At 69.9% G+C, this 25,590-nt stretch carries 27 protein-coding genes; 9 read left to right on the forward strand and 18 right to left on the reverse strand.

The features are described 5' to 3' along the window. Window positions 1-2 precede the first annotated feature (2 nt). Entirely contained in the window at window positions 3-872 is an 870-nt protein-coding gene (locus GF068_RS00275) for a helix-turn-helix domain-containing protein (RefSeq protein WP_153817290.1), read from the forward strand. Here GF068_RS00275 and GF068_RS00280 read toward each other — a convergent pair. The 3 genes from GF068_RS00280 to GF068_RS00290 all read right to left on the reverse strand — a co-directional run bounded on the left by GF068_RS00280 (window position 832) and on the right by GF068_RS00290 (window position 3,710). After that, window positions 832-2,025: an STAS domain-containing protein gene (locus GF068_RS00280; protein ID WP_153817291.1), complete on the reverse strand. Its 1,194-nt coding sequence runs from the start codon at window positions 2,023-2,025 to the stop codon at window positions 832-834. The genes GF068_RS00275 and GF068_RS00280 overlap by 41 nt on opposite strands. Before the next feature lie 79 nt (window positions 2,026-2,104). Continuing rightward, complete coding sequence (locus GF068_RS00285; RefSeq protein ID WP_170319229.1) at window positions 2,105-2,629, reverse strand: nuclear transport factor 2 family protein; 525 nt, start codon at window positions 2,627-2,629, stop codon at window positions 2,105-2,107. 301 nt (window positions 2,630-2,930) lie between these two features. Further along, window positions 2,931-3,710, reverse strand: a complete 780-nt coding sequence (locus GF068_RS00290) for a DUF3025 domain-containing protein (protein ID WP_170319230.1) — start codon at window positions 3,708-3,710, stop codon at window positions 2,931-2,933. 48 nt (window positions 3,711-3,758) lie between these two features. Here GF068_RS00290 and GF068_RS00295 point away from each other — a divergent pair, with 48 nt between their 5' ends. Further along, window positions 3,759-4,607, forward strand: a complete 849-nt coding sequence (locus tag GF068_RS00295) for a class I SAM-dependent methyltransferase (protein WP_153817293.1) — start codon at window positions 3,759-3,761, stop codon at window positions 4,605-4,607. A gap of 21 nt (window positions 4,608-4,628) precedes the next feature. Here the strand turns inward: GF068_RS00295 and GF068_RS00300 are convergent, their stop codons facing one another. Both GF068_RS00300 and GF068_RS00305 read right to left on the reverse strand, forming a co-directional pair. Next, on the reverse strand, window positions 4,629-6,950 hold the full coding sequence (locus GF068_RS00300) for a glutamine--tRNA ligase/YqeY domain fusion protein (protein WP_338046136.1): 2,322 nt from the start codon (window positions 6,948-6,950) through the stop codon (window positions 4,629-4,631). Between the two features lie 53 nt (window positions 6,951-7,003). Then, on the reverse strand, window positions 7,004-7,921 hold the full coding sequence (locus GF068_RS00305; RefSeq protein WP_153817294.1) for an alpha/beta fold hydrolase: 918 nt from the start codon (window positions 7,919-7,921) through the stop codon (window positions 7,004-7,006). A 105-nt stretch (window positions 7,922-8,026) separates the two neighbouring features. Here GF068_RS00305 and GF068_RS00310 point away from each other — a divergent pair, with 105 nt between their 5' ends. Together GF068_RS00310 and GF068_RS00315 are read left to right on the forward strand one after the other, a co-directional pair. Then, window positions 8,027-8,854, forward strand: a complete 828-nt coding sequence (locus tag GF068_RS00310) for an N-acetylmuramoyl-L-alanine amidase (protein ID WP_338046137.1) — start codon at window positions 8,027-8,029, stop codon at window positions 8,852-8,854. 143 nt (window positions 8,855-8,997) lie between these two features. Further along, window positions 8,998-9,507, forward strand: coding sequence for a hypothetical protein (locus GF068_RS00315; RefSeq protein WP_153817296.1), 510 nt, complete (start codon window positions 8,998-9,000; stop codon window positions 9,505-9,507). Window positions 9,508-9,510: 3 nt separating this feature from the next. On the opposite strand, the gene fabG is transcribed toward GF068_RS00315, so the two are convergent. Both fabG and GF068_RS00325 read right to left on the reverse strand, forming a co-directional pair. Then, window positions 9,511-10,248, reverse strand: a complete 738-nt coding sequence (fabG, locus tag GF068_RS00320) for a 3-oxoacyl-ACP reductase FabG (protein ID WP_153817297.1) — start codon at window positions 10,246-10,248, stop codon at window positions 9,511-9,513. 217 nt (window positions 10,249-10,465) lie between these two features. Continuing rightward, window positions 10,466-12,415, reverse strand: coding sequence for an AMP-dependent synthetase/ligase (locus GF068_RS00325; protein ID WP_153817298.1), 1,950 nt, complete (start codon window positions 12,413-12,415; stop codon window positions 10,466-10,468). Between the two features lie 207 nt (window positions 12,416-12,622). On the opposite strand from GF068_RS00325, the gene GF068_RS00330 reads away from it, so the two are divergent. Beyond that, complete coding sequence (locus GF068_RS00330) at window positions 12,623-13,099, forward strand: glutathione peroxidase (protein ID WP_153818291.1); 477 nt, start codon at window positions 12,623-12,625, stop codon at window positions 13,097-13,099. 3 nt (window positions 13,100-13,102) lie between these two features. On the opposite strand, the gene GF068_RS00335 is transcribed toward GF068_RS00330, so the two are convergent. The 5 genes from GF068_RS00335 to GF068_RS00355 form a co-directional block, all read right to left on the reverse strand. Further along, a complete protein-coding gene (locus GF068_RS00335; RefSeq protein ID WP_153817299.1) occupies window positions 13,103-14,134 on the reverse strand; it encodes a synaptic vesicle VAT-1 family membrane protein in 1,032 nt (343 codons plus the stop codon). Window positions 14,135-14,163: 29 nt separating this feature from the next. After that, window positions 14,164-15,573 carry a TolB family protein gene (locus tag GF068_RS00340; RefSeq protein WP_153817300.1) on the reverse strand — a complete coding sequence of 470 codons (1,410 nt, stop codon included), beginning with the start codon at window positions 15,571-15,573 and terminating at the stop codon, window positions 14,164-14,166. A gap of 124 nt (window positions 15,574-15,697) precedes the next feature. After that, complete coding sequence (locus tag GF068_RS00345) at window positions 15,698-16,192, reverse strand: hypothetical protein (protein WP_153817301.1); 495 nt, start codon at window positions 16,190-16,192, stop codon at window positions 15,698-15,700. Between the two features lie 19 nt (window positions 16,193-16,211). Beyond that, the gene (locus tag GF068_RS00350; protein WP_338046138.1) at window positions 16,212-16,850 is read right to left on the reverse strand and encodes a peptide chain release factor-like protein; all 639 of its coding nucleotides are present in this window, start codon (window positions 16,848-16,850) and stop codon (window positions 16,212-16,214) included. Then, the gene (locus tag GF068_RS00355) at window positions 16,847-18,085 is read right to left on the reverse strand and encodes an RtcB family protein (protein WP_153817302.1); all 1,239 of its coding nucleotides are present in this window, start codon (window positions 18,083-18,085) and stop codon (window positions 16,847-16,849) included. Before GF068_RS00355 ends, GF068_RS00350 begins: the two co-directional genes overlap by 4 nt. Before the next feature lie 163 nt (window positions 18,086-18,248). Between GF068_RS00355 and GF068_RS00360 the strand changes: the two genes are divergently transcribed. Next, a complete protein-coding gene (locus GF068_RS00360; protein WP_338046139.1) occupies window positions 18,249-19,781 on the forward strand; it encodes a sigma-54 interaction domain-containing protein in 1,533 nt (510 codons plus the stop codon). A gap of 18 nt (window positions 19,782-19,799) precedes the next feature. Here GF068_RS00360 and GF068_RS00365 read toward each other — a convergent pair whose 3' ends face one another. The 6 genes from GF068_RS00365 to GF068_RS00390 form a co-directional block, all read right to left on the reverse strand. After that, on the reverse strand, window positions 19,800-20,156 hold the full coding sequence (locus GF068_RS00365) for a hypothetical protein (RefSeq protein WP_153817304.1): 357 nt from the start codon (window positions 20,154-20,156) through the stop codon (window positions 19,800-19,802). A 13-nt stretch (window positions 20,157-20,169) separates the two neighbouring features. Further along, window positions 20,170-20,568, reverse strand: coding sequence for a hypothetical protein (locus GF068_RS00370; protein ID WP_153817305.1), 399 nt, complete (start codon window positions 20,566-20,568; stop codon window positions 20,170-20,172). Between the two features lie 70 nt (window positions 20,569-20,638). Continuing rightward, the gene (locus GF068_RS00375; protein WP_153817306.1) at window positions 20,639-20,998 is read right to left on the reverse strand and encodes a hypothetical protein; all 360 of its coding nucleotides are present in this window, start codon (window positions 20,996-20,998) and stop codon (window positions 20,639-20,641) included. A gap of 14 nt (window positions 20,999-21,012) precedes the next feature. After that, a complete protein-coding gene (locus GF068_RS00380; RefSeq protein WP_153817307.1) occupies window positions 21,013-21,408 on the reverse strand; it encodes a hypothetical protein in 396 nt (131 codons plus the stop codon). Window positions 21,409-21,425: 17 nt separating this feature from the next. Beyond that, complete coding sequence (locus GF068_RS00385; RefSeq protein ID WP_338046140.1) at window positions 21,426-21,821, reverse strand: DUF3037 domain-containing protein; 396 nt, start codon at window positions 21,819-21,821, stop codon at window positions 21,426-21,428. Then, entirely contained in the window at window positions 21,802-22,587 is a 786-nt protein-coding gene (locus tag GF068_RS00390) for a HipA family kinase (protein ID WP_153817309.1), read from the reverse strand. Before GF068_RS00390 ends, GF068_RS00385 begins: the two co-directional genes overlap by 20 nt. A gap of 469 nt (window positions 22,588-23,056) precedes the next feature. Between GF068_RS00390 and GF068_RS00395 the strand changes: the two genes are divergently transcribed. The 3 genes from GF068_RS00395 to GF068_RS00405 all read left to right on the forward strand — a co-directional run bounded on the left by GF068_RS00395 (window position 23,057) and on the right by GF068_RS00405 (window position 25,590). Next, window positions 23,057-24,364, forward strand: a complete 1,308-nt coding sequence (locus GF068_RS00395) for a cytochrome P450 (RefSeq protein ID WP_170319231.1) — start codon at window positions 23,057-23,059, stop codon at window positions 24,362-24,364. 81 nt (window positions 24,365-24,445) lie between these two features. Beyond that, entirely contained in the window at window positions 24,446-25,360 is a 915-nt protein-coding gene (locus GF068_RS00400) for a diiron oxygenase (RefSeq protein ID WP_153817311.1), read from the forward strand. A gap of 23 nt (window positions 25,361-25,383) precedes the next feature. Then, on the forward strand, window positions 25,384-25,590 hold the full coding sequence (locus GF068_RS00405) for a hypothetical protein (RefSeq protein WP_153817312.1): 207 nt from the start codon (window positions 25,384-25,386) through the stop codon (window positions 25,588-25,590).

The raw sequence follows: 25,590 nt of genomic DNA on the forward strand, positions 1-25,590 counted from the left end.
GCATGAACCACACGGGCACGTTGCTCGCCAACCACGGCTCCGCCTTCGTCGCCCACCGGACCTTGCCCTGCGCCAAAGCCCCGTCGCGGCCCGCCACCCACGAGTACGCCGCGCTCGCGCTCTACGTGGGCGGCTCGGCCGTCGTCGAGCAACGCGGGCGCCACACCCTCGGCCCGGGGGACGTGCTCGTCGTGCCCGCGGGCGAGCCCCATCGCATGCACGGCGCCAAGGACGTGGAGTTCTGGGGCCTCGGCCTCTGCGCGACGTGCCTCCCGTCCCGCGCGCTCGGGCCGCTGCTCGCGCCCTTCGAACGCGTGCGGGGCGGCGCGTCCGCCGTCGTCCACGTGCCCGGCGACCGGCAAGACCACCTCGTTGGCCTCTTCCGCGAGCTCGCGCGCGAGTCGAGCGCCCCCCCGGGCCCCGCGGCCGAGCTCGTCGTCCAGAGCCTCGTCGCGCTCATCCTGGCCGAGATCGTCCGCGCCCAGCCTTTCCAGGCGGCGGGGTCGAGCCCGCCGTCGCTCGTCGCGGAGGCGCTCGATTACATCGAGCGGCATTGCATGGAGCCCATCTCGCTCGCCGACGTCGCCGCCGCCGTGCGGCGCTCGCCCGCGCACGTGACGACGGCGCTGCGGCGCGCGACGGGGAAGACGGCGGGGGCGTGGATCGCGGCGGGGCGCGTGGCGGAGGCGGAGCGGCTGCTCGTCTCCTCGGACGAGCGGATCGACATCATCGCCGAGCGGGTCGGTTATGCGGACCCGACCCATTTCATCCGCATGTTTCGGCGCGCGCGTGGCATGACGCCGGCGGCGTTCCGCGCGGCGCACCGCCGCGTCACCTCGGGCGCGCCGACGCCTGGAGCGCCCCCCGGGTGACGCGCCGCATGCAGACCTTGATTGCCTCACGCAGGTTGCTGAGTGTCCTCGCCCCTGCGAAGCCCGCTTCGAGGGTCGCGAACATCTGCGCCACGGCTGGCCGGATCCCCGTGACGATGCCCTCTGCGCCGAGGAGCCGGATGGCCCGGAGGATACCCGACAGCCGCTCCGCCGTGCCCGCGTCCACGGACTCGACCCCGGTCAGGTCCAGGATCGCGAACCGCGCCCCGGTCGCGACGACGGCGTCGAGCAGCCGCGACGTGATGTCCGCCGCGCGCGCCTCGTCCACCTCGCCGACCACGGGCAGCGCGAGCACGTCGTCCCATACCTGGATGATCGGCACGGAGAGCGCTTGAATCTCCGACCGCTGCGCCTCGATGATCGCGAGCTTCTCTTCCAGATCGAGCTCGCGGCGCTTGAATTCGTCGATGTCCTGGAAGGCGCCCATGACCCGGACCACCTTCCCGTTCTCCATCACCGGCACGCCCGCGGTGCGCACCCAGACCCGACGGCCTGTCGCGGTGATGAGCTGGAGCTCGAGGTCGTACGGCTTGCCCTCGCTGGCGGCGGCGCCGAAGGCCGCCGCGATCGTCGCCTGGTCCTCCGGCGCGTAGGACGCGATCCCCGTGTCGACCTTCGGATCGTGGCTGAGCGGGAGCTCGTGGATCCGGTACGTCTCCTCGGTCCAGTATTGCTCTCCCGTCTCCAGATCGACGTCCCAGCCCCCTACCTTGGCGGTGGCGCCCATCTTGTGGAACAGGTTCCGCCGCCGCTCCCAGTCGGGGACGGGCTCCTGCGTGTGGATCTCGATCCCGGAGCCGTAGAGCTTCGTATCTCCGGCCACGCGGCGGAGCACGAAGACGAGGCTCCGGTGGCTCAGGTCCCGGTGCAAGAACCTGGCGCGGACCGAGACGTTCGCGTCTCCCCCCTCGTTTGATGCCAGAAAGGCGCGCACCGGCCCCGCGTCCTCGGGGTGCAAGAGCTTGAGCAAGGGCTCGCCCACGAGGATCGACTCGGGATACCCGAGCACGCTCCGGAATGCGTCGTTCGTGCGGATCATACGCCCGTCGCCGCGGAGCACACAGAGCAGATCGCGGGACGTCTGGAAGAAGAGATCGTAGGGAATGCTGTGCTCGTCGTGAGCGGAGGACATGATTGGAAACCTCGTCAGCGCACGCCCGGATCCGCGCGGAGCAACCAAGGAGAAAACGCCGAGTCCCCCCCGCTCGGCGTCACGGCGACTCGACCCGCATGAACGTGAGGAGCCGCAAGGTCCGCTTGGCGATCTTCCAGCCCTGGGGCGTGCGGACGACGATGTCGTCGTAGGTCCCGACGGCCATGTCGACGGCGCCGGCGGGGTCGAGGACGTGGGTCGCGCTGAGGTAGGTCGACATCGTCGCCGTGTTCCCCTGCACGTTGATCACGACGTTACTGTTCAGGTGTTGCGTCGAGAGATAGCCGGCCGTGACGAACACGTCGTTCGCGACGTCGGCCCACGCGGAGGGGCCGGAGGTCAGGCCGGGGGGGCCATTGGGGGGATTGTCGGGGAAATAAACCTCGAGCACGGCGTTCGGCGTGAAACACTGCTCGTAAAGGCTCCGGCCTCCCTCCACGTCGCCACGCCCGATGGTGTCCGTGGCTTGGGCATAACAGTAGGTCAGCTTCTCGATCTCCGCCTCGTCGAGGAGGCGCTGGAGCCCCGGAGGCCCGCCGCCCGGATGTCCGCCCCAGGGATGGCCACCCTGCGCAGGCGTCACGGCACCGATGGCGATCGCCCCGAGAGCCCCCGCGCACAAGGCGGCACCAACGCGACCCCACGAACTACGGGAACCCAATCGGCTGCTTCGCTCCATGGTGCATCTCTCCTTCCAAGGTACAGCTCCCCCCATTCGTCCACACTAGGAAGATCCGCCCTGAAGGGCAAGCGCCTTCTAAGGGACGCCAGAAAATGCAGTGAGGCCACCAATTGCCGTCCTCCTCGATACGAGGTCAAGGGCGCGCGGGCAGAATTGTCGGTGCCTCCGATGCCCGGTCGACCGGGCAAGGAGCGGAAGGGGATCACCCCGACGCGCAGAGCACCCCCTCCTCGAGCGGCAAGCTCCGGAAGGTCTCGGGCCGCGAGAAGCTCTCCGGCGTCGTGATGGCCTCGGCGAGCCGCGTATCCGCGAGCCGAATACGCGAAAGGTCATCGAGCGGCAAAGGCCCGGGGCACGGGAGCAGGGCCACCATCCCCCATATCGACAGACGCGGCTCCGGCAGGAGGCTCTCGTAAAGCGCGTGGCCGAAAACAAGGGCGACGGCGCCGCCGCCAGTGATCTCGTTCCGCACGACGGACACGTCCCGCGCCTCGAGCGCCGTCGCGATCTTCGAAGCCCGGCCCGCGTCGACGAGCAGGAGCAAGCTGCCTTCGTCGAGCAGCGCGAGCCCGTCCTGCTCACGCGTGCGCCGGTCGGGGAGCGTCTTCGACGTATCGCCGAGCCGCGCGGCCATGGCCCGGTGCTGCCGGGCGTGCAGGGCGCGCTTGCTCGCGGGGAACGTGGCCCAGACGAGCGCGTTCAGGAAGTCGTGCCAGCTCGAGGGGCGCGTCGGCACCCAGCCCTCGACGTGGATGCGAGCATCGTAGAGCGACGAAGGGTCGACCGGCTCGCGGCGCCGCCCACGACCACGACGCGGCTTCGGCGGCTGCTGGCGAAAATGGACACCCGCGGCCCCGGAGAGCGCCTCGTCGACGGCCTCGACGGTCGGCCATTCGAGGGCGCCCTCGAAACACGCGGCGACGCGCTGAATCGGCCAGTAGAGAGGGCTCTTCCGGAAGAACCGCGGATCCCAGGCGCTCACGCGCCCCAGAGTAGACCGCCGCGCGGCATCCGCGCTAGCGTGCGCCGCATGCGTAGCCTCCCCATCCCCCTGGTCCTGCCCCTCGTCGCCCTGCTCGCCGCCTGCGGCGGCTCCCAGCCACCCGCGGAGACGGCCCAGGCCGAAGAGACGCCCAAAGCAGCCGAGACGGTCACGCCCCCGAGCACGGCCGAGAAGCCGGCCGCGGACACGAACGTGCCCGAGGCCCTCGCCGCCGTCGTCGCCGCGCCCGATCGGGCCGAGGCGGATCGCGCCCTCGACGCAGGCCGCAAGCCGGCCGAGCTGCTCGCGTTCCTCGACATCCGCCCGGGGATGAAGGTCGCGGAGATCGCCGCCGGCGGCGGATACACGGCCGAGCTCCTGGCGCGGGCGGTCGGGGAGACCGGCAAGGTGTACGGCAGCAATTCGAAGTTCATCCTGGAGCGGTTCGCCGAAAAACCCTGGGCCGAGCGGCTGCAAAAGCCCGTCATGAAGAACGTGGTCCGCGTGGACCGCGAGTTCGACGATCCGCTGCCGCCCGAGGCGAAGGACCTCGACGCGGTGGTGATGGTCCTCTTTTATCACGACACGGTCTGGATGAAGACGGACCGCGACAAGATGAACAAGAACATCTTCAATGCCCTGCGCTCGGGCGGGGTGTACGGGATCGTCGACCACAGCGCGAAGGCGGGCGCCGGGACGTCGGAGGCGCAAACGACGCACCGGATCGAGGAGAAGGTGCTGCGCGAAGAGGTGGAGCGGGCAGGCTTCAAGCTCGCAGGCGAGGCGAGCTTTCTGCGGAACGAGAAGGATACACGCGACTGGAATGCGTCGCCGATGAAGGCGGGGGAGATGCGCGGGACGAGCGACAGGTTCGTGCTGAAATTCGTGAAGCCCTGACCGTCGCCCGCCCCGCCTCGATCAGCCGAGCTTCTTCTGCAGAAGCTCGTTCACGCGCTCGGCGTTCGCCTTGCCGCCGGACGCCTTCATCACCTTGCCGACGAAGAAGCCGAGGAGTTTTACGTTTCCCTCCTTGTAACGCTTCACCTCGTTCGGGCTCTCGGCGAGGACCTTGTCCACGATGGGCTCGAGCGCGGAGGCGTCCGAGACCTGGCGCATGCCCTTCTTCTCGACGATGGCGCGCGGGCCCTCGCCGGTCGCGAGCATCTCGGAGAGGACCTCCTTCGCGATCGTGGGCGTGATCGTGCGGTCGTCGACGAGCGACGCGAGCTCGCCGAGGGCCGCGCCGCCGAAGGGAAGGGCGCTCGGCTTCTTGCCGTCGAGCTTGCGGGCGAGCTCGTTCACGACGAGGCTCGCCACGGTCTTGGGGCCCGGGTGCGCCGCGACGGCCTGCTCGTAGAAGGCGCGGAGATCGGCGTCCTCGGCGAGCACGATGGCGTCCTCGCGGCCGAGGCCGCGCGTCTCGAGCGATTCGGCGATGGCACGCGCCTCCGGCGAGAGTTTTGCCATTCGCTCCTCGGGGCTCGTCTTGACGGCGGGCTTGTCCTCGGCCTTCTTCGCCCGAGGCTCCTGCTTCGGCTCGGCGATCTTCGCCCACGAGTCCTTGAGCGAGACCGTGCGATTGAAGACGGGCGCGCCGGGCTTCGAATCGATGGGGTCGACGAAAAAGAAGCCCTGCCGCTCGAACTGGAAATGGGTGCCGCCTTCGGCCTTGGCGAGGCTCGGCTCGACGGCGGCGTCACCGATCACCACGAGTGACTCGGGGTTGAGGCCCGCCTTCCAGTCCTGGCCCTCCTCCACGAGGTCCGGCCGCTCATCGCGGAACAGCCGATCGTACAGGCGCACCTCGGTCCGGAGCGCATGCGCCGCGCTCACCCAGTGCAGCGTGCCCTTCACCTTCTTGCCAGCCTGCGCCGCGCCCTCGCGTGTCTCCGGATCGTAAGTGCACCGGAGCTCCGTCACTTCACCCGTCGCCGGATCCCGCACGACGTCCTTGCACGTCACGATGTACGCATACCGCAGCCGCACCTCGCGGCCCGGCGCGAGGCGGAACCACTTGTCCGGCGGATCCTGCATGAAGTCGTCCCGCTCGATGTAGAGCTCGCGCGAGAACGGGATCTTCCGCGTGCCACCCTTGCCGGGCTCGTCCGGGAAGAGCGGGGCCTCGAAGTCCTCGACCTTGCCCTCGGGGTAGTTCTCGATGACGACCTTGAGCGGGCGGAGCACGGCCATCACGCGGCCGGCGCGGCGGTCGAGATCGGCGCGGATGCAGGCCTCGAGGCGCTCGACCTCGATGGTGCTGTTCGTCTTAGCGACGCCGATCTCCTCGCAGAAGGCGCGGAGCGAGTCGGGCGTGACGCCGCGGCGACGAAGGCCCGCGAGCGTCGGCATGCGCGGATCGTCCCAGCCACGCACGAGGCCACCCTTCACGAGCTCGAGCAGCTTGCGCTTGCTCATCACGGTGAACGTCAGGTTCAGCCGCGCGAACTCGTATTGCCGCGGCCGCGCGGGGACGTCGACGTTCTCGACGAACCAGTCGTAGAGCTCGCGGTTGTTCTCGAACTCGAGCGTGCAGATCGAGTGCGTGATGCCCTCGATCGCGTCCGAGAGGCTGTGGGCGAAGTCGTAGAGCGGGTAGATGTGCCACGCGTCGCCCGTGCGGTAGTGGTGCGCGTGCTTGATGCGGTACATCGGCCAGTCGCGCATCTTCATGTTGCTCGAGGCGAGATCACCCTTCATGCGCAGGACGTGCGCGCCCTCGGGGAACTCGCCTTTGCGCATGCGCTCGAAGAGGTCGAGGTTCTCCTCGATCGTGCGGTCGCGGTACGGGCTCGGCTTGCCCGGCTCGTTCACCGTGCCGCGATAGGCGCGGATCTCGGCCTCGTTCAGGCTGTCGACGTACGCCTTGCCCTTCTTGATGAGCTCCACCGCGAACGCGTGGAGGCGCTCGAAGTAGTCGGAGGCGTAAAACATCTTGTCGCCCCAGTCGAAGCCGAGCCAGCGGACGTCGCGCTGGATGTTCTCGACGTACTCGACGTCCTCCGTCGTGGGGTTCGTGTCGTCCATGCGGAGGTGGCAGACGCCGCCGAACTCGCGGGCGAGGCCGAAGTTCGTGCAGATGGCCTTCGCGTGGCCGATGTGGAGGTAGCCGTTCGGCTCGGGCGGGAAGCGGGTCACCACCTTCGCGTGGCGGCCCTTCTCGAGGTCCTCGCTGATGATGGCCCGGATGAAGTTCTGGGCCGCGCTCTCTTCGCGCTCTTCCGGGCGCTTCGTCGTCGTCACGGTACGCTCCTACGCTTTGAGCGCGGGAACCTACTCCAGGAGGCGCGAGGGGGCTAGCGCCGCGCGAGGCGATGGATGACGTCCTCGACCGCCGCCGCGATCTCCTCGGGGACCTCCTCCTGCAGAAAATGCCCCGCCTGGGTGGTCGTGACGCTCGCCCGCGGGAGCGCGCGCTGGTGGCGCGCGAGGGCCTTGCCCAGGATGGGATCCCGTTCGCCCCAGACGAGCGCGACAGGCCCGGAGAAGCCGAGGATCCACGCCTCGGCCCGCTGGAGCGCAGGCAAGCTCGGGTGATCCGGCCCGTCCGGGACCATGCGGGCGAGGGCGAGGGGGCCGACGCGATCGGCGAGGCTGCGCAAGGGATAGGTGTACGCGCGGGCGGTGGCGCCGCGGATGGAGCGGCGATCGCCCTGGGCGACGGCGAGCAGGTTCTGCGGGAAGCCGAGGCCGCGGAAGACGACGTCGCTCAGGACGGGCACGCGGGCGAAGCGGTGGAAGAGGGTGCCGCGAGGGCGCGCGGGGACGAGGACGGAGGTGTTGGCGAGGACGACGGCCGCGATCCGATCGGGCACGAGCGAGGCGGCGAGCACGCCGACAGGGCCGCCCCAGTCCTGCCCGACGAGGACGAGATCGCGCAGATCGAGGGCCGTGACGAGCTCGGCGACGGCGGCGGCGTGACGATCGACGGAGTGGTCCTCGAGGCGCGCGAGCCGGTCGGAGAGGCCGAAGCCGAGCAGGTCGGGCGCGATGCAGCGCAGCTCGGGCAGCGCGGCGATGACCTTGCGCCAGAGGAACGACCAGGTCGGGTTGCCGTGGACGAAGAGCGCCGGGCGGGCCCGCTCCGGGCCGTGGTCGACGAAATGCACGGTCTTGCCGGCGTCTTCTCCCTGTTCGAGCCGGTAGGCGCGGCGGCGCAGGGGCATTTCGGCGGCGAGGAAGCCAGGGAGCGGGGGCGGGGAGACGAAGGGCATGCGGAGGGCTCGGTCGATTCGTTGGTACTCGAAGCGATAGCCCGACAGATCCGCGAAAAGCAAGGGGTTGTCGCGGAGGGGCCGGCTCGGCTACGAACGGGAGGCGTGATCTCGCGTCGATCCCTGCTCCTCGGCCTCGCAGGCGCGGGCGCCGCCGCCGCCGCCGCGGGCGTCGCCTCGCGACGCGGGGGGCGCGCCGCGCGGCTGCCCGATCCGTTCGGGCCGCTCGTGGCGCTGACGCCACGTTTCCCGGCGGGCTTCGGGGTGCGGCGGGTGTTCGTGGATCCCGGCCACGGCGCGGCCGGCAACCCGGGCAACAGCTCGTGTTTTTGCCGGGAAGAGCAGGACTTCACCCTGGCCGCGGCCCGCGCGCTCGGCGAGCACCTGCGCGCGACGGGGGCCTTCGACGTGCGCCTCGCCCGGGAAAACGCGGGCCCCGTCGCGTATCAGGCCCGCGTGGAGGACGCCGAGGCGTGGGGGGCCGAGGTGTTCCTGAGCCTGCACTCGGACGTTCGAGGTCAAACGGGCGAGAAGTGGAACCCCGCGCCGGGCCGGGAGTGCGTGGTGAACCTCGCCGCGCCGGGCTTCTCGGTGCTCTGGTCGGACGAGGGGGAGCCGAAGCTCGCCGAGGCGCGCCACGCGCTGGCGCGGGCCGTGGCGCGCCGGATGCGGGACGTGGGGTTCTGGGCCTACGGGGGCGTGGAGTACGGGGACCTCTACGCGGTGGATCCCGAGCAGGCGGGGGTCTTCGTCGACAGGCACGCCCCGGCGCAGCGGATCTTCGTGCTCCGGCGGCCGAAGATGCCCTCGGTGCTGGTGGAGACGCACCACGCGCTCGATCCTCGCGAGGCGAAGCTCTGGGACGAGCCGCAGACGCTCGCGGCGTTCGCCTCGGCCGTGGCGGCGGCGCTCGTGGACGTCCTCGGCTCCTGAAACTCCAGGAACGCCCGGCACACACGCCTGACGCCGGGCGCTCGGTACGCGGGTTGCTGAGGAGCTCGCCGGCGCTCGGGTGTGTGCACGAGCACACCACTGAAAAAGGACACGTTGTGGATCGGCGAACATCCCTCGGAGTGGTGGCGGCGGGGCTCGCTGGCGCGCTCGTGCTCGTGGGGGGAGAGGCGAGGGCCGCGCGGGGCGGCGTGGGCCCTGGTCTGAGCGCGCCGATCACGGGGTCGGTCGGGGACGCGTTCGGGGGCGTGGCCGGTCAGCTCGCGGGCACCGTGACGGTGGAGAGCTTCGCCGCGCAGGGCGGGCAGCTCGTCGCGAACGTGCGGATGACGGCGAGGCTGTCGGACCTCGCGGGGAACCTGACGGGGACCGTGACGAACCTCCCGCTCATGCTGCCGGCGTCGGTCACACACGCGGCGTGCGCGATCCTGGAGCTCGAGCTCGAGCCGCTCCGGGTGAACGTGCAGGGCGTGGAGATCGATCTCAGCCGGGTCGTGCTCAGCGTCACGGCGGCGGGCACGGGCGGGCGGCTGGGCCACCTCCTCTGCACGTTCGCCGATGTGCACGGAGGAGGCGGTCCGCCGGCGGGGGAGGCGGGGCTCTTGAACGAAGTCGCCGCGCTTTTTGCGGGCTAGGGTTCAGGTCCCGAGGACGAGGCCGCCGTTCACGTCGATGACGGCGCCGGTCATGTACGACGCGTCGTCGCTCGCGAGGAAGGCGTACACCGAGGCGATCTCGGCGGGGTCGCCGAGGCGCTTGAGGGGCGTCTGTCCCGCGATGGCGTCGAGGTTCTCCTTGGGGACCTTGCGGACCATGTCGGTGAGGATGAAGCCCGGGGCGACGGCGTTCACGCGGACGCCGGAGCGGCCGAGCTCGCGGGCGAGGGTCTTGGTCAAGCCGATCACGCCGGCCTTGGTGGCGACGTAGTTCGCCTGGCCGAAATTGCCGTAATGGGCGACGACGGAGGCGGCGTTCAGGATGACGCCGCTCTTCTGCTCTTTCATGAAGGCGGCGGCCATCTGGCAGAGCTTGAAGACGGCGGTGAGGTTGACGGCGATGACCTGGTCCCAGTCCTCGGGCGAGAGCTTGGCGAGGCTCTTGTCGCGGGTGATGCCGGCGTTGTTGACGAGGACGTCGAGGCCCTTCTTGTCACGCACGGCCTGCTCGAGGGCGGCGAGGCCCTCCGGGCGGGAGACGTCGGCCTGCACGTACGTCATGCGCTCGGGGAAGGCCGATGCGAGATCGGCGCGCTCGGCGGGCACGACGTCGTTCAGGAGGAGCACCGCGCCCTCTTCGTAAAAACGCGTCGCCGTGGCGCGACCGATGCCGCTCGCCGCCCCCGTGATGAGCACCCTCTTGCCGGACAATCCTCGCATCACTCTCGTCCTCCGTCATGTTGCGGCGCACAACGGCCCGCGCAGATCAAGGCCCGGCCGCGGGAGAGCTCCCGGGCCGGGCGAAAACTGGGCTGAGCTGGTCGATCGAGGATCGAGCAGCCAGTCGCGAGGGAGCTTAGGGTTACGAGGGCAGCGCCGTCAAGGGACTTTTTGTTGCGGCGCAACATGGGCGTGTCCCCCCGAGGGAAGGGGCCGCTCAGTGTTCGTCGATCGGAATGCCGAAGGCCGGGTCCTCGTAGAGCCGGTCGAAGATGGGGGCGAACTTCTTTTCGATGTTCTTTCGTTTCACCTTGAGCGTCGGCGTCACCTCGTCCTCCTCGAGGGAAAAATCCCGGTCGAGCAGGTGGACGCGCTTGATGCCCTCCACGCGCGCGAGCCTCGTATTCGCGCGACGCACGGCCGACGCCACGCGCTCTCGGATCTCGGGATCGGCCGTGGCCTTCTCCATCACCGCGGCGAGGGCCGGCGGGCGGGAGAGCGGGCTCGCGAGCAAGGCGAGGCGCAGCGCCTCGGCCTCCGGCTCCGGGAGCAGGCTCTTTGCTTTCGCCCATTCCACGGCCTCGAGCGGGTGGATCGTCACGATCGCGGTGCAATACGCCCGCCGGTCGCCGTGCGCGTGCACCTGGCTGATGAGCGTGCCCTGCGCCTTGATCTCGTTCTCCACGTTCGCGGGGCTGATGTTTTTCCCGCCCGACGTGATGATGAGGTGCTTCTTGCGATCGACGATGAAGACGAACCCGTCCGCGTCCTTCTTGCCGATGTCGCCCGTGTGCAGCCAGCCCTCCTCGTCGATCATCTCGCGCGTCGCCTCGGGGTTCTTGTAATACCCCTTGAACACGTTCGGGCCCCGCACGAGGATCTCGCCGTCGTCCGCGATGTGATCCTCCACGAACGGGAGCGCGCGGCCGACGGAGCCGAGGCGGACCTGGCCAGGGCGATTGCCGTGCGTGACGACCGTGGCCTCGGTCATGCCGTACATCTCGTAAATGGGCAGGCCCGCGGCCCAGAAGAAGGCGAGGATCGGGCGCGGGATCGGCGCCGCCCCCGTGACGAAGCGCTTGACGCGCCCCCCGAAGGCCTCGCGGACCCGGGAGAAGACGAGCTTGTCGGCCACGCGATGCGCGAGCCGGAGCGGCAGGGAAGGCTCTTCCCCGCGTTGCCAGGCCTCCACGACCGCGAGGCCCGTGGCCTCGGCCCACCGAAACACGCGCCTCCGCGCCGGCGGGGCCTTGTCGACCTCGGCCTGGATGCGGGCGTAGGCCTTCTCGAAGATACGCGGGACGCTGCCGAAGAGCGTCGGGCGCACCTCCTTGAGCTCCTCGAGCACCGCGGGCACGCTCGTCGCGAACGCGGTGGCGATGCCGTGGTCGATGCGGCCCCAGAACGCGAGGATCCGCTCGGCCGCGTGCGCCATCGGCAAAAACGAGAGCGCCATGTCCGAACGAGCGAACGAATTGAAATGGACGCCGGCGAGGGTCACGAGGATGTTCTCGTGCGAGATCATCGCGCCCTTGGGCGGGCCGGTCGTGCCGCTCGTGTAAATGAAGAGCGCCGTGTCGCCGGGGACGATGGCGGCGACGCGCTCCGCGACGAGGGGAGGGTCACCCGGCGCGTCGAGGGCCTCGTCCCAGCCGAGGAGCCAGGCGTGCTCGCGCAACGTATCTTCGAGGCCCCGCGTGTCCCATACGACGACGAGCTCGAGCTTGGGCATGTCGTTCTTGACGGCGAGGATCTTCTCGACCTCGTCCTTGCCCTCGACGAACGCGACACGCACGTCCGCGTGATCGAGGACGTACGCGAGTTGCCCCGGGGCGAGCGTGGGGTAGGCGCCGACCGTGACCAGCGCGGCGAGCTGTCCGCCGACGTCGCAGATGCACCACTCGGGGCGGGTGCTGCCGATGATGCCGATCTTGTCGCCGGGCGCGAGGCCCCGCCTGGCGAGGAAGGTCGCGAGCGCCGTGGCGCGGGCCCGGAACTCGGCCCAGGTCGTGGATCGCCATTCGCCGTTTTTCTTGGCCTTCCACGCGATGGCGGTCGGCGTCGCCTCGGCGCGGCGCAGGAAGAGGTCGGGCAAGGAGCGCGCCGCTTGGGCGAGCGGGACGGCGGGATCGGGCGGCGGGGTGGTTCCGTCCTTCCGGAGGAGCATGCGGCATCATCTTCGACCTCCGGCCGCTCGTCCATGCCTCTTGCGTACCCACCACGGGCCCCCTAAGCAGGCGGGATGAAGCTCCTTCGGTTCGGGTGGGTCGTCTTCGCGGGGATCCTCGGTTGCGAGAGCGGCTCGTTGCCTTCGGCCTCTCCCAGGGGCGCGCCGGAGCCGGCCGGGGGCGCCGCGGTCCAGGAAGGGAAGAAGATGAGCCTGCATGAATTCACGGTGAAGACGATCCTCGGCGAGGAGCGCTCGCTCGGAGATTTCCGGGGCAAGGTCGTGCTCGTGGTCAACGTGGCCTCGGAGTGCGGCTACACGCCGCAATACGCGGGCCTCGAGCGGCTGCACGAGCGCTTCGAGGGCAAAGGGTTCGCCGTGCTCGGCTTCCCCTCGAACGACTACGGCGCGCAGGAGCCGGGGACCGACCAGGAGATCGCCACGTTCTGCACGAGCAAGTACGGCGTGAAGTTCCCCATGTTCTCGAAGATCCCGGTGAAGGGCAGCGGCAAACATCCGCTGTATGCCTTCCTCACGCAGGCGGCGCCGGCGGGCGAGGTGAAGTGGAACTTCGAAAAATTCCTCGTCGGCAAGGACGGGACGGTGATCGGCCGGTTCCCGTCGTCCGTCGAGCCCGAGGACACGAAGCTCGTTCAGGCGATCGAAGAGGCGCTCGCTCGTTGACCTTCAGAACGTGAGCGCCAGCTTGCCGACCGTGCCGCCGCCTTCGAGCGCGCGGTGCGCGTCGGCCACGCGCTCGGCGGGGAACGTCGTCACGGGCGGCGGCGTGATCCGGCCCTCGTCGATCCACCCGAGCAGCTTCGTCATGTATTCGCGGAGCAGATCCTCGCGGTGGAAGAGGTACGAGAGGTTGAACGCGAGCACGCTCTTGTTGTCGTTCGTCAGGTCGAGCGGGTTGTACCGGGGCGTGCGCAGCCAATCGACGGCGAGCTTGATCCAGTTCGGCCGTCCGCCCTTGCGCGGCATCATCGTGTGGAAGCCGTACACGACGAGTTTCCCCGACGGGGCGAGGTGGCGGTAGCTCTGGCCGAGCGTCTCCACGCCGTTCGCGTCGAGCGCGACGTCGTAGCCCTCGGGCGCGAGCCGCTCGGCCACGGCCCAGAGCGGCTCGACGCTCTTGTCGATGACCGCGTCGGCCCCGAGCTTGCGCGCGACGGCGACCTTGTGGCTCGCGCCGACGACGCCGATCACGCGGCACCCCGCGATCTTCCCGAGCTCGACGAGCGCGCTGCCCACGCCGCCGGCCGCCGAGTGGACGAGCACGTTCATGCCGGGCCGCACGTTCGCGAGGTCGAAGAGCGCGTGATACGCGGTCAGGAACACCGCGGGGAAGCCGGCGGCCTCGGCCACGGAAAAACCCTTCGGGAGCGGGAAGACCTGATGCGCGGGGACGCAGACGCGGCTCCCGTAGCCGCCGAAGCGGGTGACGGCGAAGACGGGCGCGCCGGGCGCGGGGCCCTCCGTGTTTGGCCCGAGCGCCGCGACCTTGCCCGCGACCTCGAAGCCGGGCGTGATGGGCCAGCCGACGTATTTCTTCGCCGACTCGTAGAGGCCCATCCGCACGATACAATCGGCGTAGTTCACGCCCGCGGCCTCGACGTCGACGAGGATCTCGCCGGGCCCGGGGCTGGGATCCGGATGCTCTTCGAGCTTCAGACGATCGTAGCTGCCGGGCCCGTGGATCACGACCTTCCGCATGACGAGCGGAGGTTATCCCGCGAGCGAGCTCAGGGCGAGGTCTTGCCGACGGGCAGCGCGACGATCGTCTTCACGCTCCGCGCGGCCGGGTCGAAGAACACGATGTCGTTCGAGTCCCCGTCGTCGAGCACGAGGCGGTCACGCGTGGGCAGGATGTTCACGTGCTCGGGGCTGAACGTCGTCGGGATCGCCTCGATCTCGCCCGCCGCGAGGTCGAGCCGGAAGAGCGACTGATCGTCGACGATCCACATCTCCTTGCGGCCGACGCGGCTGACGAACTCGTCGAGGCCGACGCCGGGGCCTTCCATCTGCGTGGATCTGTCCTGGTCCACGTCGTAGAGCACGAGCCGCTGATCGCCGTTCGAGGAGCCGACGACCACGAAGTTGCCGTCGCGGCTCACGAAGTACGAGATGCCGCCCTCGAGGGTCACGGGCTCGGGATCGACCTCGAGCGTCGCGGCGTCGACGAGCCAGAGCTCCTGGTTGCCGTTCATGTCCTGATCGCCGTACGACACGATCGTCGAGCCGTCGGGCGTGAAGCCCACGGGCCCACGCGCGCCGGGGACGGCGCGTATCTCCTGCGTCGTCGTGTCGAGCACGAGCAGCTCGTGCGTGTAGACGATCTCGTCGTTCGGCTGCACCTCGGCCTTGCGCACGGGGAAGACGACGTACTTGTCGTCCGGGCTCGTGCCGACCCACGTGAACGAGGCGCCGAGATCCCACGCGACGTTCGGCACCTCGATGTCGAACACGCGGTTCGGCCAGAACGCCGAGCCCGGCTCCTTCTCGAAGCCGAGGATGGTGAGCTCCTGCATCGACCACGCGAGGAGGCGCGCCCGCGGCGTGGGCGTGCCTTGGTCGTAAAAGACGATCGCCACGAGCGTGTCGCTCCCGTTCAGGAACATGGCCTCGAGCCACTCGCCGTCGTGCGGGATCACGTGCTTCGCGAGCGTCTCGGCCTCGAGGACGTGGATCGGGAACTGCTGCGAGGTGTTGTCGGCGACGCCGATGAACTTGCGGCTCGGGCTCATGCGAGTGCCGTGGTAGCGGACGTCGAGCTCCACGCTCTTCTTCAGCGTGAGCGTCTCGTGATCGAAGAGGTCGAGCCGATCCTTGTTGTTCTCCTCGCTCATGACGAGCAGGCCCGACGCCGGGAAGAGCAGCCGCGGATCGTCGCGGCCCGTGAGATCCGCGGCCTCTCGCACGAGGCCCGTGTCGGGATCGATCGCGAAGAGGGTCTTCGCGGGGATCTGGCCGGGCGTGCTCGTGTCGTCCGTCTCGCTGGCGAGCACGAACGACGTCTCCGTGCGGTCGTCGACGGCGATGGCGCCGTTGCCGAGCCACGTGTCCTGGCCCGGGTTGTTCTCGCCGAACGAGAGGCCCGTACAGCCGGTGAGGGCGAGCGTCGAGACGAGGGCGAGGTAGGGAAGTCGAAGCATGACAAGTCCTCCTGAATGCGCGTCGCGCGGCCGCCGCGGTCTTCAAGAAGAATGCCATCCGGGCGCGTTTCGCGGATGTCCGCTCCGCGTCGAGGCGTCATCGCCGCGACGCCTGACAGCGACGTCATGCCCCGCGCGAACGCTTCTTCCTTCGCAGGTGCGCCTCGGCGACGGAGCAGAGCAGGCCCGTCCGCGGGCAAACGTAAAAGGATTGCCAGGGGCCGTGGCTCCGGAGCGGGTAAAACACATCCCGCCGCGGGCCGTTGCCCTCGGGGCTGTGCGGGACGCCGTCGATCATGACGGGGTTGCGTTCGACGAACTGGAGCACGTGATCGAAGACGTGCTTCTGCACGGCGCTGCTCGGCGAGAGGTGGGCGCGGATCTCCGACCAGACGGCGTCCCACGGGCGGCCCACGCGGCGCGCGAGGAAGCGCCGCAGCGGGGCGAAGTTCTCGGAGAGCACGCGCGTCTGGCCGCGGTACTTCATGCCCTCCTTGAGCGGCGCGGCCTCGGGATCGGCCTTCATCCGCGTCGCATACCGCCCCTTGCCCGCGCCGCGCCCGCGGCCCCAGTCGTACCGCGGTCGCTCGATGATGAGCTCGAACATGTCCTTTCGCATCTCGTCTCCTCCCTGAACATCAGCGCAACACGAGCGCGCCCTCGTGCGAGAGCACGTACGAGCGCACGGGCGCGCCGCGCTCGAGCCGCGCGTGCGACGACCAGCGCTGCGCCTCCTTCGCGGCCGCCGCGGCCATCACCCGCTTCCGCAAGAGCGCCGCGATCCGCGCGAGCGCCCGTCGCAGGTTCGCCCGCTGCGATCGCTCGTCCGTGACGCGCACGACGATCCCCGAAGGCACGTGCCTCGCGCGGACCGCCGTCTCCGTCTTGTTCACGTTTTGCCCGCCGGGGCCGCTCGCGCGCATGGTCGTGATCTCCACGTCACGCGGGTCGATCGTCGCCCCGTCGTCCACACAGGCGCCCTCGTCCTCGTGCACCACGACGGACACGAACCAGCGCTTGCGCGAGGCCTTCCCGCGGTCGGGGCTACGCGCGACGAGCGCGTGTGTGCCCACCTCGCTCGCGAGCAGCGCCGCGTCCCCGGCGACGACGAGCTCCACCGAACGTGGCGCGTCCTCGTCGCCGTGGCTCACGGTCTCCTCGACGACGAGGCCACGCGCCTCGCAGAGCTCGGCCAGCCGGGCCGCGAGCAGCGCGACGAACCTGCGCACCTCGACAGGCCCGTAACCGGCCGTGATCTGCACGAGCGTCTTGCTCACTGCTTCACCGTCACGACCGGCACGAGCGAGGCGATCGGCGAGGCGAGGCCCTCGTCGCAGAGGCTCGCGACCACGGGCTCGATCGGCTTGTACGCGTCGGGGTGCTCCTCGTAGAGCAGGTCCGTGTCGTCGCAGACGATACGGCCGCCGAGCGCCGTGCGGCCGAGCTCGGCGCGTTTGTACCGCGCGGCGAGCTTCGACCGCGCCTCGGTGCGCGTCATGCGGCGGCCCGCGCCGTGCGCGACCGACGCGAGCGCGCCCTCGTGCCCGCTGCCGACGAGCACCCAGGAGGGCGCGCCGCGGCTGCCGAGCACGACCGTGGCCTCGCCGCGGCTCGCGGGCGCGGCGCCCTTGCGGTGGATCCACACGGGTCGCCCGCCGATCTCCTCGCGCCGGATCGTGTTGTGCACGATGTCGACCGCGCCGCGCACCTTGTCCCTCCGCAGGGCCGCGAGCGCGCGGAGCAGCCGGCAAGCCACGAGGAAGCGGTTCGCCTGCGCGAACCGCACCGCGCCCGCGAGGTCGCCGAGGTAGGCGTCGATCGCCTCGCCCATGAGGACCACGTCGCCCCAGCGCCGCCCGATCTGCGCGCCGAGCCCACGCGATCCCGTGTGCGCGAGCGCGACGAGGCTGCCTTTTTCGAGGCCCATCACGTCCGCGCGGGCCTCGTCGCGCACCTCGGCGACGCGCGTGATCTCGGCGAAGTGGTTGCCGCTGCCGATGCTGCCGAGCGCGCGGCCGTGCGAGGGATCGCGGTAGGCGGAAGGATCACCGCTCGGGCCGAGATCGAGCTCGCGCTCGCGCTCGGCCATCGCGGCGATGTCGTCCGGCACGCCCGCGACCCCGGCGAGGCCCTTCGCGCCCTCGCGCCAGCAGGCGTCGAAGACCTCGAGCGGATCGCAGTCCTCGAGCGGCTCCTCGTCCATCGCGGCGCGGACGCGGCGCTCGAGTTTGTCCACGGCGCGCGGGGACGCGGTCGTGGCGAAGAGGAGCACGCCGCAGCCGGCGTCGCCGCCGACGAGGTACGGCAAGACGCGCTCCTCGAAGGCGAACGCGGCGCCGATGGGGCCGCGCCCGGCGTGGAGATCGGGCATGCCCGCGGCGCGCACGCAGCCGGGCAGCTCGGCGACGCGCGTGAACTGCGTGATCGCGTCGCCCTCCATCCAGACGTCGGGGCGGGCGAAGATGCGGGCGTGCGGGGGGAGGGAAGGTTCGGGGAAAAAAGTAGTGCCCATGGCAGGTATCTCGAATCGTCGTTGATTGACTTCGCCACCCCGTATTGCGCGAACCGTGCCAGCCCGATTTGCCCGGAAATTCGACCGTGGGCCCGGTCGGATGGTGCATCGTGCATCAGAACGATGGTGCAGACCGCATCACCCGTGGTGTACGATGCACCAGGTGAAGCGGGCGCTCATCACGTGGTCGGATGCGGGCGTGACGGGCCCCGTGCCCTCGCATCAGGTGGCGCGGCCGGCGAGTGATCGGGGGCCGGTGCTCCGGCTGCTCGACCACACGGAGGGCCGCTACGAGGCCGCGTGGGTGCTGACGATCCCGCAGGGCGAGACGCCCGCCCGCTCGCTCTGCCGATCCCTCGAGGCGCGCGCGCCGAAGGTCGAGCTCTGCGTGATCGACGCCGACGATCCGACCGACTACGGCAAGCTCTTTCGCCTGCTCGGCCCGGTCGTGGAGCGCGCGAAGGCGGAGCTCGTCGGCGCCGGCCTCGCGCTCGACGTCCTGCTCTCGGCGGGCACGCCGCAGGCGCAGACGCTCTGGGTGATCCTGGTGCAAGCGGGCCTCTTGCCCGCGCGGATGCTCCAGGTGATCCCGCCTGCGTTCGTGCCCGTGCCGCACCCGAAGGCGGTGCGGGAGGTGCGGCTCGACATCGAGGGCTTCCCCGAGATCCGCGCGATGCGCGACGAGCTCTTGCGCCTGCGGGCCGCCGCGCAGAAGGGCGCGTCGTCGTTGCTCGGCGAGAGCGCGCCGATGGTGGAGCTGCGGGCGAAGATCGAGCGGGTCGCGGCGAGCGACGCGCCGGTGCTCGTGCTGGGTGAGACGGGCACGGGCAAGGAGCTCTGCGCGCGGGAGATCCACGCGCTCTCGCCGCGCAAGGACGGGCCCTTCGTGGCGGAGAACTGCTCGGTGTTCGCGGAGGGCGTGCTGTCGAGCGAGCTCTTCGGGCACGAGGCGGGCGCGTTCACGGGCGCGGGCAAGCGGCGGCGGGGCGTGTTCGAGCAGGCGCACGGCGGCACGCTTTTCCTCGACGAGATCGGCGAGATGCAGCCGCGGGTGCAAGCGGCGCTCCTGCGCGTGCTGCAGGAGGGGACGTTGCGGCGCGTGGGCGGCGAGGCTCGGGTGGACGTCGACGTGCGGATCGTGGCCGCGACGCACCGGGATCTCGGGGCGCTGGTGAAGGCGGGCGCGTTCCGGGAGGATCTCTACTATCGATTGCGCGGGGCGACGCTCTTGGTGCCGCCGCTGCGGGCGCGGCCGGGGGACGTGGAGCGGCTCGTGGAGTCGTTCCTGTCGGAGATCCGCGCGAAAAAAGGCGGGCGGCGGCTCCGCGTGACGCGCGAGGCCATGCGCGCGCTCGCGAGCCACGTATGGCCGGGCAACGTGCGCGAGCTGCGCGCCGAGGTGATGCGGTGGGTGGTGTTCTGCGATGACGTGGTGAACGTGTCGGATCTCGCCCCGGAGATCCGGAGCGGAGGCGGCAGCGTCAGCACGAGCGGAGGCGGGACCGAGGGCGAGAGCGGCGGCGACGTGCGGCCTCTGCGGGACGTGGTCGAGGCCGCCGAGCGAGCGGCCCTCGCGAGCGCGCTCGTGGCGGAGGAGGGCAACCTGAGCCGCGCCGCGCGGGCCCTCGGGATCGACAGGAACACGCTGAAGCGGAAGATGCGGGCCTTCGGGATGGCCGGGGACGACGAAGGGTAGGCGGGAAGAGCCGCTCGATCAGAACCGGATGCCGTCGCGCGCCGAGGCCGCGTCGATGCACGAGAAGAGGGCTCCTCGTTCGTCGCCGCACCGATCGTTGTTGTTCTCGTCTTCGGTCGAGAAGCGGGCTTCACGCGCGTCGCACGTGCCCTGCTCCTCGACGCAGACCGTGTACGTCGTCCAGGCGTCGCCGCAGCCGTAGGCGTCTGCCACGTCCTCCTGCGTCGCGAGGTCGTTGCACGTCCGGATCTCGGTCTCGTCGCTGCAGTGCTCGCACTCGCAGATGACGCCGCAGACGACCTGCGCCCGGGAGCAGCCCACGGCGCCGGCCAGGCCCAGGAAGAGGAAGGTATTCAAGAGGATCGTTCGAATCATGGTCCTACCTCCTTCAGTTGCAGCGCGAATACGCGGCCTGCTCGGCCTCGCAGGTGTCCCGCTGCGCCTCGGGGATGGCGTAGGCCTTCAGGGAACACAGACCATTGCTGCAGACGGCCGGGCCGCCGCAGTCCCCGTCGTCCATGCACATCTGCCCCGAGTTCACGCTCGTGCACTCGAGCAGGGGCTCGGTGCAAGCGGCGAGCGTGTCGAACTCGTCGCCGCAGCCGATGTCGATCGCCGTCTCGCGCTGGCCCTCCGCGGCCACGATGCAGGCGTCGATGTCGGCCTCGTTGCCGCCCAGGCACGCCTCCTGCGCCTCGCAGACCCCCGCGATGTCGGGCCCGCAGCCCGCCGAGAACGCAAGGGCGACGAGCCCGAGCCCGGCGTAAAGCAAGTTCTTGGGTTTCATGGTCACTCCCTGGCCGGAGTGTAGACGGATCGAGGATGGGGCGTCCATCGGATACAGCCCCGGGGATCCATCAGAACCAGTTGCCGTCGTGCGCCGAGGCCGCCTCGATGCAGTCGAGGAGGCCCCGCGCCTCCTTGCCGCACCGGTCCGCGTTGTTCTCTTCCCGCGTCGAGAACAGGTCGCTGGTCTCGTCGCACGTGCCCTTCTCCTCGTAGCAGACCGTGAAGGCCGTCCAGGCGTCACTGCAACCGTACACGTCCGCCACCTCCTCCCGCGCGGCGTGAGATTCGCAAACGCGAATCTCGTCATGGTCGCTGCAATGCTGGCACGCGCATTCGAGCTCGCAGATCACCTGCGCGCGGGAAGAGCAGCCAAGGGCCGCGGCCCCGAGGGAGAGGAGAAGGAGGGTATTCACCAGAAGTCGACGCATGTCTCCGCGGCTCCTCATAAAATGCAACGGTGGTCCTCGTTCGCCTCGTCCGCGCAGACGGACTGGTGCTCGACGGGCACTTCGAAGGTCGTGCACGCCCCATCCCTGCATACGCCGTTGAAGTAGCAGTCGTCGTCCGACGTGCACATGTTCGACGAGGTCACCGTCGAGCACGCGAGCAGCGGCTCCGTGCACGCGAAGAGCGCGTCGAACTCCTCGCCGCACCCGACGCCGTACGCCGCGTCGCGGTACGCTTCGTGCTGCACGATGCAGGCCTCGAGGTCGGCCTCGTTGCCGCCAAGGCACGCCTCCTGCGCCTCGCACATCGCCTCGATGTCCGGCCCGCCGCACCCCGTCGCGAGGGCCACGACGAGGCCGAGCCCCGCAAAAAACAAGCTGGTTTCTTTCATGGTTGTTGAAACGTCCGTCACCGCGCACGCACGGGCCGCACGAGTTTGTCGAGCAATCGCTCGAGCGCCACGTCCGGATCGTCGCACAGGCCCACGTGCGTGTCCGAGGTCTGGATCATCGTGCTGCGCGTGGCGACGAGCCAGGAGAAGCGCTCCTTGCGCGAGAGGAGCCCGATCGGCCCGGCCTCGGGCCCGCCCTCGCAGATACGCGGGATGGCCGCGAGGCTCCGGCGCACGGCCTCCAGGTCGACGTCGGGCGCGATCGCGCAGAGGCGCGCCTCGTCGAGCTCGATCCGCGCGCCGAGCCAGTCGCGCGCGGCGCAATGAAGGATGACGCCCGCGTTGATCTGCTCGCCGCGCTCGACGCGGGGCACGACGCGCACGATGGCATACTCAAAGCTCGGCTTGCGCACGCTCGGCCTCCGCGAGGATCGAGGGCAGCGCGGCGAGCCGCGCCGAGAGCCACGCGCCATACGCCGCGCGGTGGGCGTCCGGGGAGGGGAAGCCCATGTCGTCCGTGAGGAACGCGTCGGGGATCGCCCCCGCCACGCGGCGGACGAGCGCCTCCGACCACGCCGCCTGGAGGTGCGCGGCGGCCTCGGAGAGCGCGGTCGCGAAGGGCAAGAGCACGTGTTTTCGCACGAACGCGAAGGGATCGTCGCTCTCGGCGAGCGGGGCGTCCGGGCCCCAGCCGTGGTGGAAGTAGAGCGACGCGCCGTGATCGATGAGCCAGATCGCGTGGTGCCAGGTGAGGAGGTTCGGGTTCTTCGGGGTGCGATCGACGTTGGTCACGAAGGAGTCGAAGAGCACGACGCGGGAGGCGAGCGCGGGATCGGGCAGCGGGCCCGCGACCGGGTCGAAGGTGACGCTGCCGGGCAGGTAATCGAGCGCGAGGTTCAGGCCGGCGCTCGCGTCGAGCAGGTCGCTGATCTCGCGGTGCGGCTCGGCGCGGCCGAGCTCGGGGTCGAGGTGGATGAGCACGATCTCGGGGACGGCGAGGCCCGCGGCGCGGGCGAGCTCACCCGCGACGAGCTCGGCGATGAGCGCCTTCGCCCCCTGCGCCGCGCCGCGGAGCTTGACCACGTAGAGCCCGTCGTCGTCGGCCTCCACGAGCGCCGGCACCGACCCACCCTCGCGCAGCGGGGTGACGTACCGGACAGCGTTGACGGTTCTCAGCATGCGGCGCGAAGTATACCCCGATACCGTCCGCAGGGTCGATCGATGGTGTCGACACCTTCCCCGATGGTGTCCGCAGGGTCGATCGATGGTGCCCGCAGGGTCGATCGATGGTGCCCGCAGGGTCGATCGATGGTGTCGACACCTTCCTCGATGCCGTCGACACCTTCCCTGATGCCGCCCGCAGGGTCGATCGATGGTGCCCGCAGGGTCGATCGATGGTGTCGACACCTTCCCTGATGCCGCCCGCAGGGTCGATCGATGGTGCCCGCAGGGTCGATCGATGGTGTCGACACCTTCCTCGATGCCGCCCGCAGGGTCGATCGATGGTGCGCGCAGGGTCGATCGATGGTGTCGACACCTTCCTCGATGCCGCCCGCAGGGTCGATCGATGCCGCCCGCACCTTCCTCGATGCCGCCCGCGGGGAACTTTACGTTGTTGTGCCGCTCTGTGCTCGGCATCATGGCTCCCATGGGAACCCTCCCGCCTGGCCCGCGCTCCAGCCTCCCGAGCCTCGTCCGATACCTCCGGGACCCCATCGGCTGCATGCAGCCGCTCACGAAGGCCTACGGCGCGACCGTCACCTTTCCCGGCAAACCCGCGCTCGTCATGACCGGTGATCCCGCCGGCATCAAGGCCATCTACACGGCCGATCCCGACACCTTCGCGCCCCTCAACCAGGACCTCGGCGTCTTCATCGGGCCGCGCTCGCTCATCCTCGCCGGCGGCGCCGAGCACAAACGCGCCCGCAAACTCATGATGCCGCCCTTCCACGGGGCCCGCATGCGCGCCTACGGCGAGCAGATGGTCCGCCTCGCCGCGCAACGCGCAGAGGCCTTCCAGGTCGGGCAGACCCTCACGATGACCGAGCTCCTGCAGGAGCTCTCCCTCGACGTCATCCTCCAGGTCGTCTTCGGCGTCACCGAGCGCGCCGCCATGAAAACGCTCGGCGCGCTGCTGCTCGAGATCACGAATGGCATCTCGCCGCTGCTCGCCCTCGTCCCGGCCTTGCGCCACGAGTTCGGCGGCGTCGGCCCCTACGCCCGGTTCCTGGCGCGCCGCCGCCGCCTCCACGCCGCGCTCGACGACCTCATCCAGAAGGGCAGGGCCGCTCGTCCCCGCGAGGACGTCCTGAGCCTCCTGCTCGCGGCCCGCGCCGAGGACGGCTCGCCCATGGACGACGAGGAGATCCGCGATCAGCTCCTCCTCCTCGTCGTCGCCGGGCACGAGACCACCGCCATCGCCATGGCCTGGGCCCTCTATGCGCTGCACCGCCCCGAGAACGCCGCCGCGCTCGGGCGGCTCCGCGACGAGCTCGCGACGCTCGGCCCCGAACCCGCGCCCGAGGAGCTCGCGAAGCTCTCGTACCTCGAGGCCGTGTGCAACGAGACGCTCCGCCGTTACCCGCTCGCGCCCGCGCCCGCCCCCCGCAAGCTCCTGCGCCCGTTCGAGCTCCTGGGATACGACCTCCCCGCGGGTGTCGGCGTCGTCCCGGCGATCTCCGTCGCGCATTTCCGTGAGGACGTCTACCCCGATCCGATGCGCTTTTCGCCCGAGCGTTTCCTCGACCGTACGTACTCGCCGTTCGAGTTCTTGCCGTACGGCGGCGGCGCGCGGCGCTGCCTGGGCGCGGCCATGGCGAGCCACGAGATGAAGCTCGTGCTCGGGACGTTGCTCCGGCGACACCACTTCCGGCTCGCCTCGCCGAAGCCCGACCCCGGCGCCGTGCGCGCGGCCAATGCGGGGCCGAGGTACGGCGTGAAGATGATCGTCGGATGAACCCGGGGCTCGTGTCGATCTGGTTGCAACACGCGCCGGAGGGCGTGTAGGCTCGGCGCAGACCTGGGAGAAGCGGGGACGATGTTGCAGCTAGGGTACGATTACGCGTCTTGTATTCGCGGCTCGGAGAAGGTGTCGTGGAAGATCGACAACGTGATGCCTTCGGACACGAAGCTCGACTTCAGTCGTGCGTTCTTGCCCGAGGGGCTCTTCGCGATCCAGCGCATCGAGTGCCTCTCGCCGCGCGAGCGGCTCACGTTGAACCATATCTCCGGCAACGCCTACCTCAACCTGTTCGCGTTCGTCGAGGAATACATCACGGCGATGGCGGTCAAGCACGCGCAGGCGGAGCTCTTCGGAGATCATGACGCGGTGCGCGCGCTCGTACGTTTCGCCGAGGAGGAGGCGAAGCACCAGCAGCTCTTCTGGCGCTATTGCAGGGCGTTCGAGCGGGACTTCGGCCACAAGTGTCACGTGCTCGAGGCCGCGGCGGAGGTGGCGGGCGTCATCCTCGGCAAGAGCCCGCTGGCCGTGACGACCGTGACGCTCCACCTCGAGCTGATGACGCAGGCGCATTACACGGAGACCGTGCGCGGCAACCAGGACCTCGACCCGCTCTTCGTGAGTTTGCTGAGGCACCACTGGATGGAGGAGTCGCAACACGCGCGCATCGACGCGCTCGAGCTCGACAAGCTGCTCGAGGGGGCCGACGAAGAGGCGATCAAGACGTGCTTCGACGATTACCTCGAGCTCATCGACGCGTTCGACGGGCTGCTCGCGGCGCAGGCGAAGCTCGACGTCCAGACGCTCTCCGGGGCCCTCGAGCGGACGTTCTCGGACGCGGAGGCGGGCGCGATCGTCGCCTCGCAGCATCGGTCGTACCGGTATACGTTCCTCGTCTCGGGGATGCTGAACAAGACGTTCCTCGAGCTCATGACCCTGATCTCTCCCAGCGCAGCCGCGCGAATCAAGCAAAAGGCAGAGCTCCTGAGTTGATTATGGCCGACGATCCTGCAGTCATGAAGCTCCGGCACATGCTCGGCCCAGAGCGTGCACGCTTGCTCCTGGCCGAGGTCCTGCCCACCCTCGACATCAAGGAGGTGAAGACGCCCCGTGACAGGTTGAAGCTCGGAAAAGCATTGATGTCGCGAGGAGGGCTCCTCGAAGCCCTCGGCACCGCCATCAAGACGCAGGCGATGTTGCACGGGGCGAGGGACGACGGATAG

This window comes from Polyangium spumosum, from assembly GCF_009649845.1.
In the GTDB taxonomy this organism is placed as follows: domain Bacteria; phylum Myxococcota_A; class Polyangia; order Polyangiales; family Polyangiaceae; genus Polyangium; species Polyangium spumosum.